Genomic DNA, 14249 nt, shown 5'->3' with positions numbered 1-14249 from the left:
CTCGATCGTGGTCGTGCATCGCCGACGTCACCGTCGGCACGGTCAGGTCGTCAGCCTATTGCACGGACCGGCTCGGCGGTCGGTCACCGGCCACGGCTTGTGGATGACCGTTCCTGCTCGATGGTCGCGCCGGTGATGGTGGTGGCCACCTTCGGCTCGCCCGTACCATCGTCGCCGGGCGAGGAGACGCCCTGGTCGGCGATCTCCGACCGCAGTTCGGAAAGGCCGCTCGTCACCGTGCCGACCCGCGTGTAGCCGCCCGTCGACGAGTCGAGCTCGGTGTCGCCGGTCACGATGAAGAACTGGGTGGACTGCGAGTACGGCGATTCGGATCGGGCGATCGCGATGGTGCCCTCGTCGTAGACGCCGTCGCTCGGCACGTTCTCGAGCGGTCCGTACTCGAAGCCGGCGTCACCCGTGCCGTCACCGTTCGCGGAACCGCACTGCAGGAACTCCATGCCCTCGCGGTCGGCGAGGCGGTGGCACGAGGTGCCGTTGTAGAACTGCTCGCGGATGAGCGAGATCTCGACACTGGCCGCCTGCGGGGCCGCGGCACCGTCGAGCTCGATGCCCAGGTCGATCGAGTCGTTCAGGGTCAGGGTGCCGGTCCAGGTGGAGCCCTTCGCGATCGACTTGCTCGGCACGTCGCCGGTGTTGCCGGCGGTCGCACTGGCCGACGGCGTGACGGGTGCCGACGCCGAGGCGCTCGCGCCCGGGGCGTCGGCGTCCCGCGACCCGGCGAAGGCCAGCTGCGACACCGTGGCGAGGGCGGCGACCACGACGAGTGCCCCCACGGCGATCACGTCGTCACGGACGCGACGGCGACGCTGCCGCTCGTGCAGACCACGGCGGGCCTGGTAGAGGCGGAGACGCTCGCGCGCCTCACGGTTGTCACGCGCCTGGTTCTTCGGTGCCACGGTGCTGGTCTGCCCTCTCGTCGCAGTCTGCGACGAGCGTAGCCGAGTCGACACTGCGGACGGCCGAGGGCGGTCTGGAGGCGCGGGTGGTGTCGGCGGACCGGCTTACGATTGGAGCATGGCAGCGGACCGATCGGGCATGCACGCGCCGACCACCGGCGGTCGCGCCGGTCTCGCGCAGGGGTCGGTCCCGCTGGCCGTCCGGATGCGCCCCACCAGCCTCGACGAGGTCGCCGGCCAGCAGCACCTGCTCGGCCGCGGGTCGCCCCTGGTGCAGCTGGCCTCCGGCACGCGCGAGAACCCGGGCGGGGTCTCCGTCATCCTCTGGGGTCCACCCGGCACGGGCAAGACCACCCTGGCGCAGGCGATCGCCCGACAGTCCGGCCGCGAGTTCGTCGAGCTCTCCGCGGTCACCGCGGGCGTGAAGGACGTGCGCGAGGTCATGGAGAAGGCACTGACCCACCGTGACCTGTACGGCTCGACGACGGTGCTGTTCCTCGACGAGATCCACCGCTTCAGCAAGGCCCAGCAGGACGCCCTGCTGCCCGGCGTCGAGAACGGCTGGGTCATCCTCATCGCGGCCACCACCGAGAACCCGTCCTTCTCGGTGATCTCGCCGCTGCTGTCCCGCTCGCTGCTCCTGACCCTCAAGCCCCTCACCGACGCCGACCTCGGCATGCTCGTCGACCGCGCGGTCGAGGACGCACGTGGTCTCGGCGGTGCGGTCGTCCTCGGGGACGAGGCCCGCGGTGCCATCGTCCGGCTGGCCTCCGGTGACGCACGACGGGCACTCACCGCGCTCGAGGCGGCCGCGGCCTCGGCCACCGCCGCACAGGACGACGACGACGACACCGTGCCCGTGGTCGACGCCGACACCGTGGCCGCGGCCGTCGACCGCGCGTTGCTCCGGTACGACCGCCAGGGCGACGAGCACTACGACGTCATCAGCGCCTTCATCAAGTCGGTGCGGGGGAGCGACGTCGACGCGGCACTGCACTACCTGGCCCGGATGATCGAGGCCGGCGAGGACTCCAGGTTCATCGCGCGGCGCATCATCATCTCGGCGTCCGAGGACATCGGCATGGCCGACCCGCAGGCGTTGCCGATCGCGGTGGCCGCGGCACAGGCGGTGCAGCTCATCGGCATGCCGGAAGGGCGGATCCCGTTGGCCGAGGCCGTGGTCTACCTGGCGACGGCGCCCAAGTCGAACGCGGCCTACAACGGCATCAACCAGGCGATGGCGGACGTCAAGGCGGGCCGGATGGGCACCGTCCCGATGCACCTGCGCGACGCGCACTACGCCGGGGCGAAGCGCCTCGGGCACGGCAAGGGCTACGTCTACTCGCACGACGCCGAGCACGGGGTCGCCGAGCAGCAGTACCTGCCGGATGCCCTCGAGGGCACCGAGTACTACACGCCCACGGCCAACGGGTTCGAGCGCGAGGTCGGCCCGCGGCTCGAACGACTCCGGAAGATCACACGCGGGCACTAGCGGCGGTGCTTCTGCGCTCGCCCCGATGCTGCTAGCATTACCGGGCCTACGTCCTGGTCCTCGAGCACGGCTGCGTCGAGGACAGAGTGCCACTCCGGTGGTACGGGGGCAGAGGTTCGGACTGTAGCCGTCCGATCCCACAGGCTCATCCCTCTGGATCCCGTCGTCGGGGCCACCGGCACTCGCGTGCCCGGCCTCCGGTGAGTATTCAGTTCGAACAGAGAAAAGGACCCTGTGTCTACCAAGTCACGTACCCGTAGCAAGACCCGCCTGTCGCGCGCGCTCGGCATCCCGCTGACGCCGAAGGCGGCCCGTTACCTCGAGAAGCGCCCCTACGGCCCCGGTGAGCACGGCCGCACCCGCCGTCGCGCGGACAGCGACTACGCCGTCCGCCTCCGTGAGAAGCAGCGTCTGCGCGCCCAGTACGGCATCCGCGAGAAGCAGCTCCGCATCGTCTTCGAAGAGGCCCGCAAGACGAAGGGCCTGACCGGTGAGAACCTGGTCGAGCTCCTCGAGCAGCGCCTCGACGCCCTCGTGGTCCGTGCCGGCTTCGCCCGCACCACCGCGCAGGCCCGCCAGCTGATCGTGCACCGCCACATCCTGGTGGACGGCAAGCTCGTCGACCGCCCCTCCTTCCGCGTCAAGGAGGGCCAGCTGATCCACGTCAAGCAGCGCTCCGAGTCGCTCGAGCCCTTCCAGGTCGCCGCCGCCGGTGGCCACCAGGAAGTCCTGCCGAAGGTCCCGGGTTACCTCGAGGTCGAGATCGAGAAGCTCCAGGCCCGCCTCGTGCGTCGCCCGAAGCGCGCCGAGGTCCCCGTGACCTGCGAAGTGCAGCTCGTCGTCGAGTACTACGCAGCTCGCTGATCCACTGATCACACCCGAACGGCGGGTCGTCCTCTCGAGGGCGGCCCGCCGTTCGGCGTCCCGGCCCGCTCCTGCCGCGACGTCGCGGGACGCCGGCGTCTCCGCCCGACGCCTCGCGCTCGTCGACACGCCGCCACTTCCGGCGGCGTGTCGACGACACGACGGCGTCCTGCGTGGGCGGTGGGGGCGACCAGAGCCGGACAGGAGGCCCGGGGCACGACGTGCACCGCGCCTCCCGTCCGACATCGCGTCGGTCCGCACGACGCCGGTGTCTCCGCCCGACACCTCCCGCTCGCCGAGGCGCCGCCGCATCCGGCGGCGTGTCGACGACACGACGGCGTCGTGCGGCCGCGGGCGCGCGGGTGGGCTCGGCGGCTAAGCTTGTCCGGGCATGCACCGCCCGGGTGCACAGAGGGAGAGGCACCGTGAAGCAGCTGTTCTTCGTCGCCATCGGCATCGTCATCGGCCTCGCCGCCGCCCGGCAGGTCGCACGGACCGCACCTGGCGCCCGGCTCCTCGCCGAGGTCGACGCCAGGACGAAGGCCTTCACGGGAGCCGTCGCCGACGGCTACCGGTCCCGCGAAGCCGAGCTCCGCACCGACGTCTGAGCAGTCCGGCCCCGCGCCGGCACGTCGCTCCTCTCCACCCACGACCTGAACCCAGGAAGCACCATGCAGACCGCAGAGATCCGCCGCCGTTGGCTCCAGTACTTCGGCGACCGCGGGCACACCGTCGTCCCGTCCGCGTCCCTCGTCTCCGACGACCCGTCGCTCCTGTTCACGGTCGCCGGCATGGTGCCGTTCATCCCGTACCTGACCGGGCTCATCCCCGCGCCGTACCCCCGTGCGACGAGTGTGCAGAAGTGCATCCGCACCAACGACATCGAAGAGGTCGGCAAGACCCCGCGCCACGGCACGTTCTTCCAGATGAACGGGAACTTCTCGTTCGGCGACTACTTCAAGGAGCAGGCGATCCAGTTCGCCTGGGAGTTCCTGACCAAGCCGGAGACCGACGGCGGGCTCGGCTTCTCGCCCGACGACCTGTGGGTCACGGTGTACGAGGAGGACGACGAGGCGATCGGCTTCTGGAAGCAGCACTCCTCGCTGCCCGACGACCGGATCCAGCGCCTCGGCAAGGACACGAACTACTGGTCGACCGGTCAGCCCGGTCCCGCGGGGCCCTGCTCCGAGATCTTCTTCGACCGCGGCCCCGAGTACGGCATCGACGGCGGCCCGGCGACGGACGACGACCGCTACGTCGAGATCTGGAACCTCGTGTTCATGCAGTACCAGATCGCCGACGTCCGCTCGAAGTACGACTTCGAGATCACCGGCGAGCTGCCGAACAAGAACATCGACACCGGCATGGGTCTCGAGCGCGTCGCGTTCATCAAGCAGGGCGTCGACAACATGTACGAGATCGACCAGGTCCGCCCGGTGCTCGACCGCGCGTCGGAGATCTCCGGACGCCGGTACGGCGCGGTGCACGAGGACGACGTGCGCATGCGCGTCATCGCCGACCACGTCCGGTCCTCGCTCATGCTCATCGCCGACGGGGTCAGCCCGTCGAACGAGGGGCGCGGCTACATCCTCCGTCGTCTGCTCCGCCGCACGGTGCGCGCGATGCGCCTGCTCGGCGTCGAGACCGCGACGTTCCCCGAGCTCTTCCCCGCCTCCCGCGACGCCATGCGCGACGCGTACCCCGAGGTCGCGTCCGACTACGACCGCATCGCCCGGATCGCCTACGCCGAGGAGGAGACGTTCCTCCGCACGCTGGCGCAGGGGACGACGATCCTCGACGTCGCCGTCGAGCGCGCGAAGCAGGACGGTGCGCCCTCGATCGGCGGGGACACGGCGTTCCTGCTGCACGACACGTTCGGGTTCCCGATCGACCTGACGATGGAGATGGCGGAGGAGGCCGGCGTGCACGTCGACCGCACCGCCTTCGAGACCCTGATGTCCGAGCAGCGGGCCCGTGCCAAGGCGGACGCCAAGAGCAAGAAGACCGCGATCGCCGACCTGAGCGTGTACAGCGCGTTCCGGGCCGCCGGCGAGACCGTCTTCCTGGGCTACGACGCCCTGGAGGCCGAGACCCGCGTGCTCGGCATCATCGTCGGCGGCGTCAGCGTCGACCGTGCGGTGGCCGGGGACATCGCCGAGGTCATCCTCGGCGAGACGTCGCTCTACGCCGAGTCCGGTGGCCAGGACGCCGACCAGGGCTCGATCGTCGGCAACGGCTTCGACCTCGAGGTGCTCGACGTCCAGCGTCCGGTCTCCGGGCTCTGGAGCCACACCGTGCAGGTGCGGTCCGGCGAGGTCGGTGTCGGCGACGCCGCGAACACCGTCGTCGACGCGGAGTACCGGCGCGGCGCGACCCAGGCACACTCCGCGACCCACCTGGTGAACGCGGCGCTGCGCGACATCCTCGGCCCGGAGGCGCTGCAGGCCGGTTCGTACAACAAGTCCGGCTACATGCGCCTGGACTTCTCGTGGTCGCAGCCGGTGTCGCTCGAGACCCGCTCCGAGATCGAGGAGGTCGTGAACACGGCGATCCGCACCGACCTCGACGTCACCACCCGGGTCCTGCCGATCGACGAGGCCAAGGCGCTCGGCGCGCAGGCCCTGTTCGGCGAGAAGTACGGCGCCGAGGTCCGCATGGTCGACATCGGAGGCCCGTGGTCGCGCGAGCTCTGCGGTGGCACGCACGTCGCGTCGAGCGCGCAGATCGGGCTCGTCAACCTGGTGGGGGAGTCGAGCGTCGGTTCGACGAACCGTCGCGTCGAGGCACTCGTGGGCCTCGAGGGCTTCCGCGACCTCGCCGTCGAGCGCACGATCGTCTCGCAGCTCTCCAGCGCCCTGAAGGCCCCGCGCGCCGACCTGCCGACCCGCGTCCAGACCCTCATGGAGGACCTGCGGACCGCGCAGAAGAAGATCGCCGAGTACGAGTCGGCGAACCTGCAGCAGCGTGTCCCGACCATCGCGCGGACCGCGACGACCATCGGTGCGACGACCGTCGTGGCCGAGGTCGTCGACGGCCTGCAGTCCGGCGACGACCTGCGGTCGCTCGCGACGGGTGTGCGCGGGCAGCTCGGTGACGGTGCGGCCGTGGTGGTCCTCGGGGCGGTCGTGGGCGGCAAGCCCATCGTCATCGTCGCGACGAACGACGCGGCCCGTGCCGCCGGTGTGCAGGCGGGTCCGCTCGCCAAGGAAGCCGCCGGCGTGCTCGGTGGTGGTGGCGGCGGCAAGCCGGACCTGGCGCAGGGTGGCGGCACCGACGCGGCTGCGCTGCCCGCAGCGCTGCGTGCCGTGACCGCCCGGCTCGCGGGCTGATCGTGGGGATGCGGTCCGGGCGCCGACTCGGCATCGACGTCGGGCGCGCCCGGATCGGCGTCGCCGTGTGCGACCGAGACGGCCTGCTCGCGACGCCGGTCGAGACGGTGCCCCGTGACGACGCGACCGACCTGGGGCGCATCACCGCGATCGCGGACGAGTACGACGTGCTCGAGGTCGTCGTCGGCCTGCCGTTGTCGATGTCCGGCGGCGACACCCCGTCGACCGCGGACGCCCGGGACTTCGCGGCCCGGATCGCGGCCCACCGCCCGGTGCGGTTGGTCGACGAGCGGCTGTCGACCGTGACGGCCCAGCGCGGGCTGCACCAGGCCGGCCGGAACACGAAGAAGTCGCGGGCCGTGATCGACCAAGCGGCCGCTGTTATCATTCTGCAACACGCGCTCGACCACGAGCGCAGTGCCGGTGCCCCTCCGGGCACCACGCTTCCCTGACAGGGCTGCCCGTTCCGTGACACATGGGTGCTCTCGACGTCACCCCACGGACGACGGTGCCCAGGTGGAGTTCCCGACCGAGAGACCGAGGACCGTTGGCAGACGATCTGGACTGGAACGCGATCATCGCGTCCGGCAACGACCCCGAGCGCAAGCCGTCCGCACCCGACCGCACCGTGGGTCCTGATGACCAGGACGCCGGCGCACCGGCGCCTGATCGCCCGATGTCCCGACGCGAAGCCCGCGCCCGCGAGGCCGAGCGCGCCCGTCGCACGTCGGACGGCGAGGCTGGCAGCTCAGGGCCCGGATCGGCGCTGAGCGAGGACCGCACCGACGCTCCGTCGGACGCGTCCCGGCCGCAGGGCGTCGACTCCGTGGACCGCCGGTCGGCGGGCGTCGACGACGAGCGCCCCGTCTCGCCCGCCGATGCGCCGATCGCCACCCGTCCGGAGGAGCTGCACCCCGAGGTGCAGGCGCTGCTGACCGGCGAGGTGCCGTCCGCGCCGTCCGTCCGCGATCGCGGGACGGACGGCCCTGACGGGACCGACCGCACCGGCGGCGGTAGCGCCGCGGGAGGCGGCGGACGCGGGGGACGTGGCGGCGGCGGACGTGCCTCCAGGCCGGACCGCGAACCGCGACCGAAGCGCCGGCGCGGCCCGCTCGTCGCCGGGATCGTCATCGTCGCGGTGGTGCTCGCCGCCGGTGTCGGTGCCTACACGTTCGCGGCGCCGAAGATCCAGCAGCTCATCGCCGCGGTGAGCGGGTCGCAGGAGCCCGACGACTACACGGGCGACGGCACCGCGAAGGTCACCATCACGATCAAGCAGGGCGACATCGGCGAGGACGTCGCGGCCACGCTGCAGCGCAGTGGCGTCGTCAAGGACTCGAAGGTGTTCTACAAGCTGCTGCTCGCGTCGCCCGACGTGCAGTTCCAGCCCGGGTCGTACGCGATGAAGAAGCAGATGAGCTCGAAGTCGGCCCTGGCGGCGCTCGAGGACGACGCGAACCGGGTACAGGCGTCCATCGTCATCCCCGAGGGCACGGCCCTGGCGGACATCCAGGCCGGCATGGTCTCGAAGGCCGGGCTGACGAAGCGCGAGGTCGCCGCCGCGGCGAAGGACCTGTCGGCCTACGACCTGCCGTCCGGCGTCACCACGCTCGAGGGCTGGCTGTTCCCCGCGACCTACCCCATCAACCCGGGGTGGACGGCGGAGCAGTACTTCGCGTCGATGGTCGACACCATGAAGGAGCACCTCGCCGCCGCCGGCGTGAAGGAGGCCGACCAGGAGCGCACGATCGTGTTCGCCTCGCTCGTGCAGAAGGAAGCCGGGCTCGCAGCCGACTACCCCAAGGTCGCGCGTGTGTTCCAGAACCGTCTCGACCAGGGCATGAAGCTGCAGTCCGACGCGACCGTTGCGTACGGCACGGGCAACACCCACACCGTCACGACCACCGACGCCGAGCGTGCGGACGCGTCGAACGAGTACAACACCTACGTGCACGAGGGGCTGCCGCCGGCGCCGATCTCGAACCCGGGCGACATCGCGATCAAGGCGGTCACGGCCCCGGCGCAGGGCAAGTGGCTGTACTTCGTGACGGTCGATCTGGAGTCGGGCGAGACGGTCTTCTCGGACACGTACGACCAGCACCTGGTGGCGGTCGACCGGTTCCAGGCCTGGCTGCGCGCGCACCCCGAGTACCAGTAGCCGAGGACGTCGCACGCACGGACGCTGTGGGAGGATTGCCGCATGCTTCGTTGGTTGACTGCTGGTGAGTCCCACGGACCCGAACTGATCGCCATGCTCGAGGGCCTGCCCGCGGGTGTCCCGGTGTCGTTCGAGTCCATCCGCGCCGATCTCGCGCGCCGCAAGCTCGGCTACGGCCGGGGGTCGCGCATGAAGTTCGAGCAGGACGAACTGCACGTTTCCGGCGGTGTCCGGCACGGCCGGTCGCTCGGCAGCCCGATCGCGATCCGCATCGGCAACACCGAGTGGCCGAAGTGGGTCGAGGTCATGAGCCCCGAGCCGGTGGAGTCCACCGAGATGTCCCGCGGGCGTTCCGCGCCCCTGACACGCCCGCGGCCCGGTCACGCGGACCTGGTCGGCATGCAGAAGTACGGCTTCGACGAGGCCCGCCCCATCCTCGAGCGCGCCAGCGCTCGCGAGACCGCAGCCCGCGTCGCCCTCGGCGCCGTCGCCAAGTCGTTCCTCGCCGAGCTCGGCATCCGCTCGGTCGCGCACACGCTGCAGGTCGGCACGGTCCGGGTGCCGGACGGCACCGAGCTCCCGCTGCCCGACGACGTGGACCGCCTCGACGAGGACCAGCTGCGCTGCTTCGACGCGGAGACGTCGGCGCGCATGGTCACCGAGGTCGAGGCCGCGAAGAAGGACGGCGACACGCTCGGCGGCGTCGTGGAGGTGCTGTTCTACGGCGTCCCGCCGGGCCTCGGCTCGCACGTGCACTGGGACCGTCGACTCGACGCGCGCCTGGCGGCGGCGATCATGGGCATCCAGGCCATCAAGGGCGTCGAGGTCGGTGACGGCTTCGCGACCGCCGGACGCCGCGGCTCCGCTGCGCACGACGAGCTGTACCGCGAGGACGGCGAGATCTACCGCACGAGCGACCGGGCCGGCGGCACCGAGGGCGGCATGTCCACCGGCACCGTGCTGCGCGTCCGCGCCGGCATGAAGCCGATCGCGACCGTGCCGCACGCGCTGCACACCGTGGACGTCGTCTCCGGCGAGGACGCCTCGGCCCACCACCAGCGCTCCGACGTGTGCGCCGTGCCCGCCGCCGGTGTGGTCGCCGAGGCGATGGTGGCCCTGGTGCTCGCCGACGCGGTGCTCGAGAAGTTCGGCGGCGACAACGTCCTGGAGACGAAGCGCAACCTGGACGCGTACCTCGCGGCGATCCCGGATACCCTCCGGACGCGTCGGACGGACCCGGCTGCGTCGTCCGCCGACCAGTGAGCGACGACACGGGGGCGGCGGGCTCGGGGCGACCAGCCGCCGGACCCGGCGGACCCGCCGGCCCTGCCGTCGCGCCCGTCGTCGTCATCGGACCGATGGGTGCCGGCAAGTCGAGCGTCGGCAAGCGGGTGGCCAAGGCGCTCGGCGTGCCGTTCACCGACACCGACCGGGCGATCGTGCGTGCACACGGGCCGATCCCGGGGATCTTCGCGGAGCGCGGCGAGCCCGCGTTCCGGGCGCTCGAGGCCGACGCGGTCCGCGCCGCGCTGACCACCGGCGGCGTCATCGCCGTCGGCGGGGGAGCCGTGACGCACCCGGACACCCGTCGCGCACTGGCCGGGGTCCGTGTCGTCCTGCTGACCGTCTCGGCCGAGGCCGTCGCCCAGCGCATCGCCGGGTCCGACCGGCCCCTGCTGGCGAACGGCGGGATCGACGCGTGGAAGGCGATCACGGACGAGCGGGCCGCCACCTACGCGGAACTTGCGCACGTCGTGGTCGACACGTCCCGGCGGCCGATGTCCCACGTCGTCGACGAGGTCGTGGCGTGGCTGCGCGACGACGACGCCAACAGCAGCACGACCAGCACCGGCAGCGCCACCGCCAGCGGCGCCACCAGCAGCAGCACCACCAGCGCCAGCAGCGCCACCAGCGCCACCAGCGCCACCAGCGCCAGCAGCGCGACCAGCGCCGGCAGCGCCAGCACCGACAGCAGCACCGAGGGAGCACCGTGACCGAGCCGACCCTGCCCGCCGGGACCACCGAGATCCGCGTCGGCGGCGACGACGGCTACACCGTGGCCGTCGGCACCGATCTGCTGGGCGCACTGCCTGCGATCCTCGGCCCGCGCGTCGCGAAGGTCCTCATCGTGCACGCCCCGACGCTCGGTGCGCGCGCGAACGACCTCCGCGCCCTGCTGGCCGACGCGGGCCTCGAGGCCCTCATCGCCGAGGTGCCCGACGCCGAGGGTGCCAAGCGCGTCGAGGTGGCGGCCTTCTGCTGGCAGATCATGGGCCAGGCCGACTTCACCCGCACCGACGCGGTGATCGGGCTCGGGGGCGGCGCGGCCACCGACCTGGCCGGCTTCGTCGCCGCCACGTGGCTGCGCGGTGTGCCCTACGTGGCCGTGCCGACGAGCGTGCTCGGCATGGTCGACGCCAGCGTCGGCGGGAAGACGGGCATCAACACGAACGAGGGCAAGAACCTGGTCGGCGTCTTCTCCGCGCCCCGAGCGGTTGTCGTGGACCTCGAGCTCGCACGCACCCTGCCGCGCAACGAGATCCTGACCGGCTTCGCGGAGATCGTGAAGGCCGGGTTCATCGCCGTGCCGGAGATCCTGGACATCATCGAGGCCGGCGTCGACCGCGTCACCGACCCGACCACGCCGGAGTTCCGCCGTGTCGTCGAGCTGGCCATCGCGCTGAAGGCCGAGGTCGTGTCGGACGACTTCACGGAGCAGGGCCGCCGCGAGATCCTGAACTACGGGCACACCCTCGGCCACGCCATCGAGCACGCCGAGCGCTACCAGTGGCGGCACGGCGCCGCGGTGTCGGTCGGCATGGTGTTCGCGGCCGAGCTCGCGCGCCTGACCGGGCACCTGGACGACGCGACGGTGGACCGGCACCGGGCGATCCTCGACTCGCTGGACCTGCCGACCTCGTACGGCGTCGGCCGGTGGCAGGGCCTGCTCGCCACGATGCGCCGCGACAAGAAGGCCCGGGCCGGCATGCTCCGGTTCATCATCCTGGACGGCGTCGGCAAGCCCGTCGTGCTCGAGGGCCCGGAGGACCACCTGCTGTTCACCGCCTACCAGGAGGTCGGCGTCTAGCCCGACCGGTCAGCGCAGGACCCGTCTGGTCCGGCGCCACCACCACTTCACGCGCATCGACAGGGTGACGACGCCCGTCCGTTCAGACTCGAGCCACTCGTCGACCGTGGCGCCCTCCGACCACGCGTCGACTGCGGCGTCGTCCTCGGGCGTGCCGTCGATCTTGAAGGCCGGCCGGTCCGGCAGCGGGGCGAACAGGTGCATCAGGGATCCTCCATCTCGGGGTCGGGGCGGACGTGTCGACGCAGGGCGCGACGTGCGAGGTCCTGGTCGGACTTCGAGGCCCACCGTACGGTCATGAGCCGTTCGAGGACAGCTCTCGAAATGTCGTGTTCCGCCCGGGGGCGATCGGCCCGCAGCGCCCAGGTGAGTCGCCTCCACGCCTGATCGCGGTCCGCGGCGCGCCGGTTCTGGAACGCCCCGAACCAGCTCACCACGGCCGCCACGATCGCCGCCCCTGCGGCGATGCACGCCGCGACCAGTGCTGTCTCCATGCCGGCAGCGTGGCGCACGGAACGCGCCCGGTGGCCGGGCGTCGGCCGACCTGTGGAGGCCGCGCCGCGCCTCCCGTCTGTGGAGGAACAGGAGGACGACGCGACGCAGCCTGCGGGGAGCAGGGCCACAGCACCGGAGAGCAGACTGGCGGGCGTGCCCACCCCGCCCCGCCTGAGCGACCTCTCCGGCCCCCGCGATGCCGACGTCGGCACGCTGCGTTCCCGGAGCCGACGCTTCACCGAAGTCCTGTCGATCGCCCGCCGACACCACCTGTTGCCCTTCCGTCGCCTGGACTTCTCGCACGACCCGGCCTCGTCCGACCTGCGCCGCGACCAGGCGGAGCACCTGCGTCGGGCCCTCGAGGAGGCCGGTGGCGGCTTCGTCAAGATGGGCCAGCTGCTCTCGACGCGCGACGACCTGCTGCCCGAGGAGTGGACCGAGGGCCTCGCACACCTGCAGCGCGACGTCACCGCGGCCCCGGCCGACGAGGTGCTCGCGCTGCTCGAACAGGAGCTCGGCGCCCCGGTCGAGCAGGTCTTCGCGACCTTCGACCCGGTGCCCGTCGCCGCGGCGTCGATCGCGCAGGTGCACCGGGCGCGGCTGCCGGACGGCACCGCGGTGGCCGTGAAGGTGCAGCGGCCGGGGATCGACGCCGCCGTGCGCCGCGACGTCGACATCGCCCTCCGGGTCGTCCGGTTCCTGGCGCGGTGGTCGACCGAGGCCCGGCAGGTCGGGGTCCAGGACATCGCCGCGCAGTACGCCGACGACCTGGTGCGCCAGGTCGACTTCGGTTCCGAGCTGCGGAACCTGACCGCGCTGCGGGCGGCCCAGGCCCGCAGTGCCCGTGCCGACGAGGTGCGGTTCCCGGACCCGTACCCGGAGCTGTCGGGCCGCCGGGTGCTCGTCATGGAGTTCCTGGAGGGCGACACGCTCAGCGCGATCCGCGCCGAGCGCTCCGAGCGCGACCTGGACGCGCCGATGCGCGCGATCCTCCGCGCCTTCCTGCGCCAGGTCGTCTTCGACGGCCTGTACCACGCGGACCTGCACCCGGGGAACGTGCTGCTGCTGCCCGACGGTCGGCCCGCGTTGATCGACTTCGGGTCGGTCGGGAGGCTCGACCCGGGTCTCCGGGACACGGTCCAGGACCTGCTGGCCGCCTACCTGCAGGACGACACCTCGCGGATCGCCGATGCGGTCCTGCGGATGGCACCCGTGCGCGACGCGCACGACGAGCCCGACTTCCGTCGGGACATCGCGCGCTTCGTCGCGGACGAGCTCGGCCCCGGCGCACGCATCGGCGTCGAGACCGTGGACGACGCCGTCGAGGTGTTCGGCCGGTACCGGCTGAAGCCGCCGCCGGACTTCGTCGCGGCTGCCCGCGCACTGGCGATCTTCGAGGGGACCCTCCGCACGCTCGCCCCGTCGTTCGACCTGCTGGAAGAGTCCCGGGGGCTGGCACGACAGCAGATCACCGACCAGCTGCGTCCCGGCAAGCTGCGCGACCTCGCGGTCAAGGAACTGGTCGGTGTGGTGTCCGCCGCGCGCCGGTTGCCGCGCCGGGTCGACCGGATCGGCGAGGCGATCGAGACCGGGAAGTTCACCGTCAACATCCGGCTCTTCGCGGACCGGCGCGACCGTGAACTCGTGTCCGGCACGATCCGACGGATCCTGCTCGTGCTGCTCGGCGCCGGTGCCGGGGTCCTGTCGATCGTCTACCTGGCGATGCCCGCGCGGCCGACCGCGGCGCTGTCGACCGGCGCGGCCGGTGCGCTGCTCGGCGGGACGGCCGTGGTGCTGCTCGCCTGGGCGGCGATCGACGCGTGGCGCGCGCGACGGCGACGCTGAGCGCGCATCCGGCGCGCACGCCCCGGACCACTGCGGTCGGCGGGCGGGCGTCCGCTACACT

The 14249-nt window shown here is 72.1% G+C and carries 13 protein-coding genes; 10 read left to right on the top strand and 3 right to left on the bottom strand.

Annotated features, from left to right (window positions below):
* Positions 1 to 83 precede the first annotated feature (83 nt).
* Positions 84 to 917 (bottom strand): peptidylprolyl isomerase, encoded by an 834-nt coding sequence (locus I8920_RS08670; RefSeq protein WP_198655987.1) that lies wholly within the window; start codon positions 915 to 917, stop codon positions 84 to 86.
* Between the two features lie 139 nt (positions 918 to 1056).
* Here I8920_RS08670 and I8920_RS08665 point away from each other — a divergent pair, with 139 nt between their 5' ends.
* The 9 genes from I8920_RS08665 to aroB all read left to right on the top strand — a co-directional run bounded on the left by I8920_RS08665 (position 1057) and on the right by aroB (position 11848).
* Entirely contained in the window at positions 1057 to 2409 is a 1353-nt protein-coding gene (locus I8920_RS08665; RefSeq protein ID WP_198658690.1) for a replication-associated recombination protein A, read from the top strand.
* 234 nt (positions 2410 to 2643) lie between these two features.
* Complete coding sequence (rpsD, locus tag I8920_RS08660) at positions 2644 to 3273, top strand: 30S ribosomal protein S4 (protein ID WP_198655986.1); 630 nt, start codon at positions 2644 to 2646, stop codon at positions 3271 to 3273.
* A 425-nt stretch (positions 3274 to 3698) separates the two neighbouring features.
* On the top strand, positions 3699 to 3881 hold the full coding sequence (locus tag I8920_RS08655) for a hypothetical protein (RefSeq protein ID WP_198655985.1): 183 nt from the start codon (positions 3699 to 3701) through the stop codon (positions 3879 to 3881).
* 63 nt (positions 3882 to 3944) lie between these two features.
* Positions 3945 to 6602, top strand: coding sequence for an alanine--tRNA ligase (gene alaS, locus I8920_RS08650; RefSeq protein WP_198655984.1), 2658 nt, complete (start codon positions 3945 to 3947; stop codon positions 6600 to 6602).
* A gap of 8 nt (positions 6603 to 6610) precedes the next feature.
* On the top strand, positions 6611 to 7054 hold the full coding sequence (gene ruvX, locus I8920_RS08645; RefSeq protein ID WP_198658689.1) for a Holliday junction resolvase RuvX: 444 nt from the start codon (positions 6611 to 6613) through the stop codon (positions 7052 to 7054).
* Between the two features lie 95 nt (positions 7055 to 7149).
* Positions 7150 to 8760: an endolytic transglycosylase MltG gene (gene mltG, locus I8920_RS08640; RefSeq protein ID WP_198655983.1), complete on the top strand. Its 1611-nt coding sequence runs from the start codon at positions 7150 to 7152 to the stop codon at positions 8758 to 8760.
* Between the two features lie 42 nt (positions 8761 to 8802).
* Complete coding sequence (gene aroC, locus I8920_RS08635; protein ID WP_198655982.1) at positions 8803 to 10023, top strand: chorismate synthase; 1221 nt, start codon at positions 8803 to 8805, stop codon at positions 10021 to 10023.
* Positions 10020 to 10754 (top strand): shikimate kinase, encoded by a 735-nt coding sequence (locus tag I8920_RS08630; RefSeq protein ID WP_232832701.1) that lies wholly within the window; start codon positions 10020 to 10022, stop codon positions 10752 to 10754. Before aroC ends, I8920_RS08630 begins: the two co-directional genes overlap by 4 nt.
* Complete coding sequence (gene aroB / locus I8920_RS08625; RefSeq protein WP_198655981.1) at positions 10751 to 11848, top strand: 3-dehydroquinate synthase; 1098 nt, start codon at positions 10751 to 10753, stop codon at positions 11846 to 11848. The genes I8920_RS08630 and aroB overlap by 4 nt, the downstream gene beginning before the upstream one ends.
* A gap of 9 nt (positions 11849 to 11857) precedes the next feature.
* Here the strand turns inward: aroB and I8920_RS08620 are convergent, their stop codons facing one another.
* Together I8920_RS08620 and I8920_RS08615 are read right to left on the bottom strand one after the other, a co-directional pair.
* Positions 11858 to 12052: a hypothetical protein gene (locus tag I8920_RS08620; protein ID WP_198655980.1), complete on the bottom strand. Its 195-nt coding sequence runs from the start codon at positions 12050 to 12052 to the stop codon at positions 11858 to 11860.
* Positions 12052 to 12342, bottom strand: a complete 291-nt coding sequence (locus I8920_RS08615; RefSeq protein ID WP_198655979.1) for a hypothetical protein — start codon at positions 12340 to 12342, stop codon at positions 12052 to 12054. Before I8920_RS08615 ends, I8920_RS08620 begins: the two co-directional genes overlap by 1 nt.
* Positions 12343 to 12496: 154 nt before the next feature.
* Here I8920_RS08615 and I8920_RS08610 point away from each other — a divergent pair, with 154 nt between their 5' ends.
* Entirely contained in the window at positions 12497 to 14188 is a 1692-nt protein-coding gene (locus I8920_RS08610; protein ID WP_198655978.1) for an ABC1 kinase family protein, read from the top strand.
* The last annotated feature ends 61 nt before the right edge of the window (positions 14189 to 14249 follow it).

It is taken from the genome of Curtobacterium sp. YC1 (genome assembly GCF_016267665.1).
Taxonomy (GTDB): Bacteria; Actinomycetota; Actinomycetes; order Actinomycetales; family Microbacteriaceae; genus Curtobacterium.
This window is presented reverse-complemented; position numbering and strand designations above follow the sequence as displayed.

Bases quoted from the DNA above. Each gene is read 5' to 3' on its own strand.
- I8920_RS08665 (WP_198658690.1), top strand. From the start codon at position 1,057: ATGCACGCGCCGACCACCGGCGGTCGCGCCGGTCTCGCGCAGGGGTCG.
- alaS (WP_198655984.1), top strand. From the start codon at position 3,945: ATGCAGACCGCAGAGATCCGCCGCCGTTGGCTCCAGTACTTCGGCGAC.
- ruvX (WP_198658689.1), top strand. From the start codon at position 6,611: ATGCGGTCCGGGCGCCGACTCGGCATCGACGTCGGGCGCGCCCGGATC.
- aroC (WP_198655982.1), top strand. From the start codon at position 8,803: ATGCTTCGTTGGTTGACTGCTGGTGAGTCCCACGGACCCGAACTGATC.
- I8920_RS08620 (WP_198655980.1), bottom strand. From the start codon at position 12,052: ATGCACCTGTTCGCCCCGCTGCCGGACCGGCCGGCCTTCAAGATCGAC.
- I8920_RS08615 (WP_198655979.1), bottom strand. From the start codon at position 12,342: ATGGAGACAGCACTGGTCGCGGCGTGCATCGCCGCAGGGGCGGCGATC.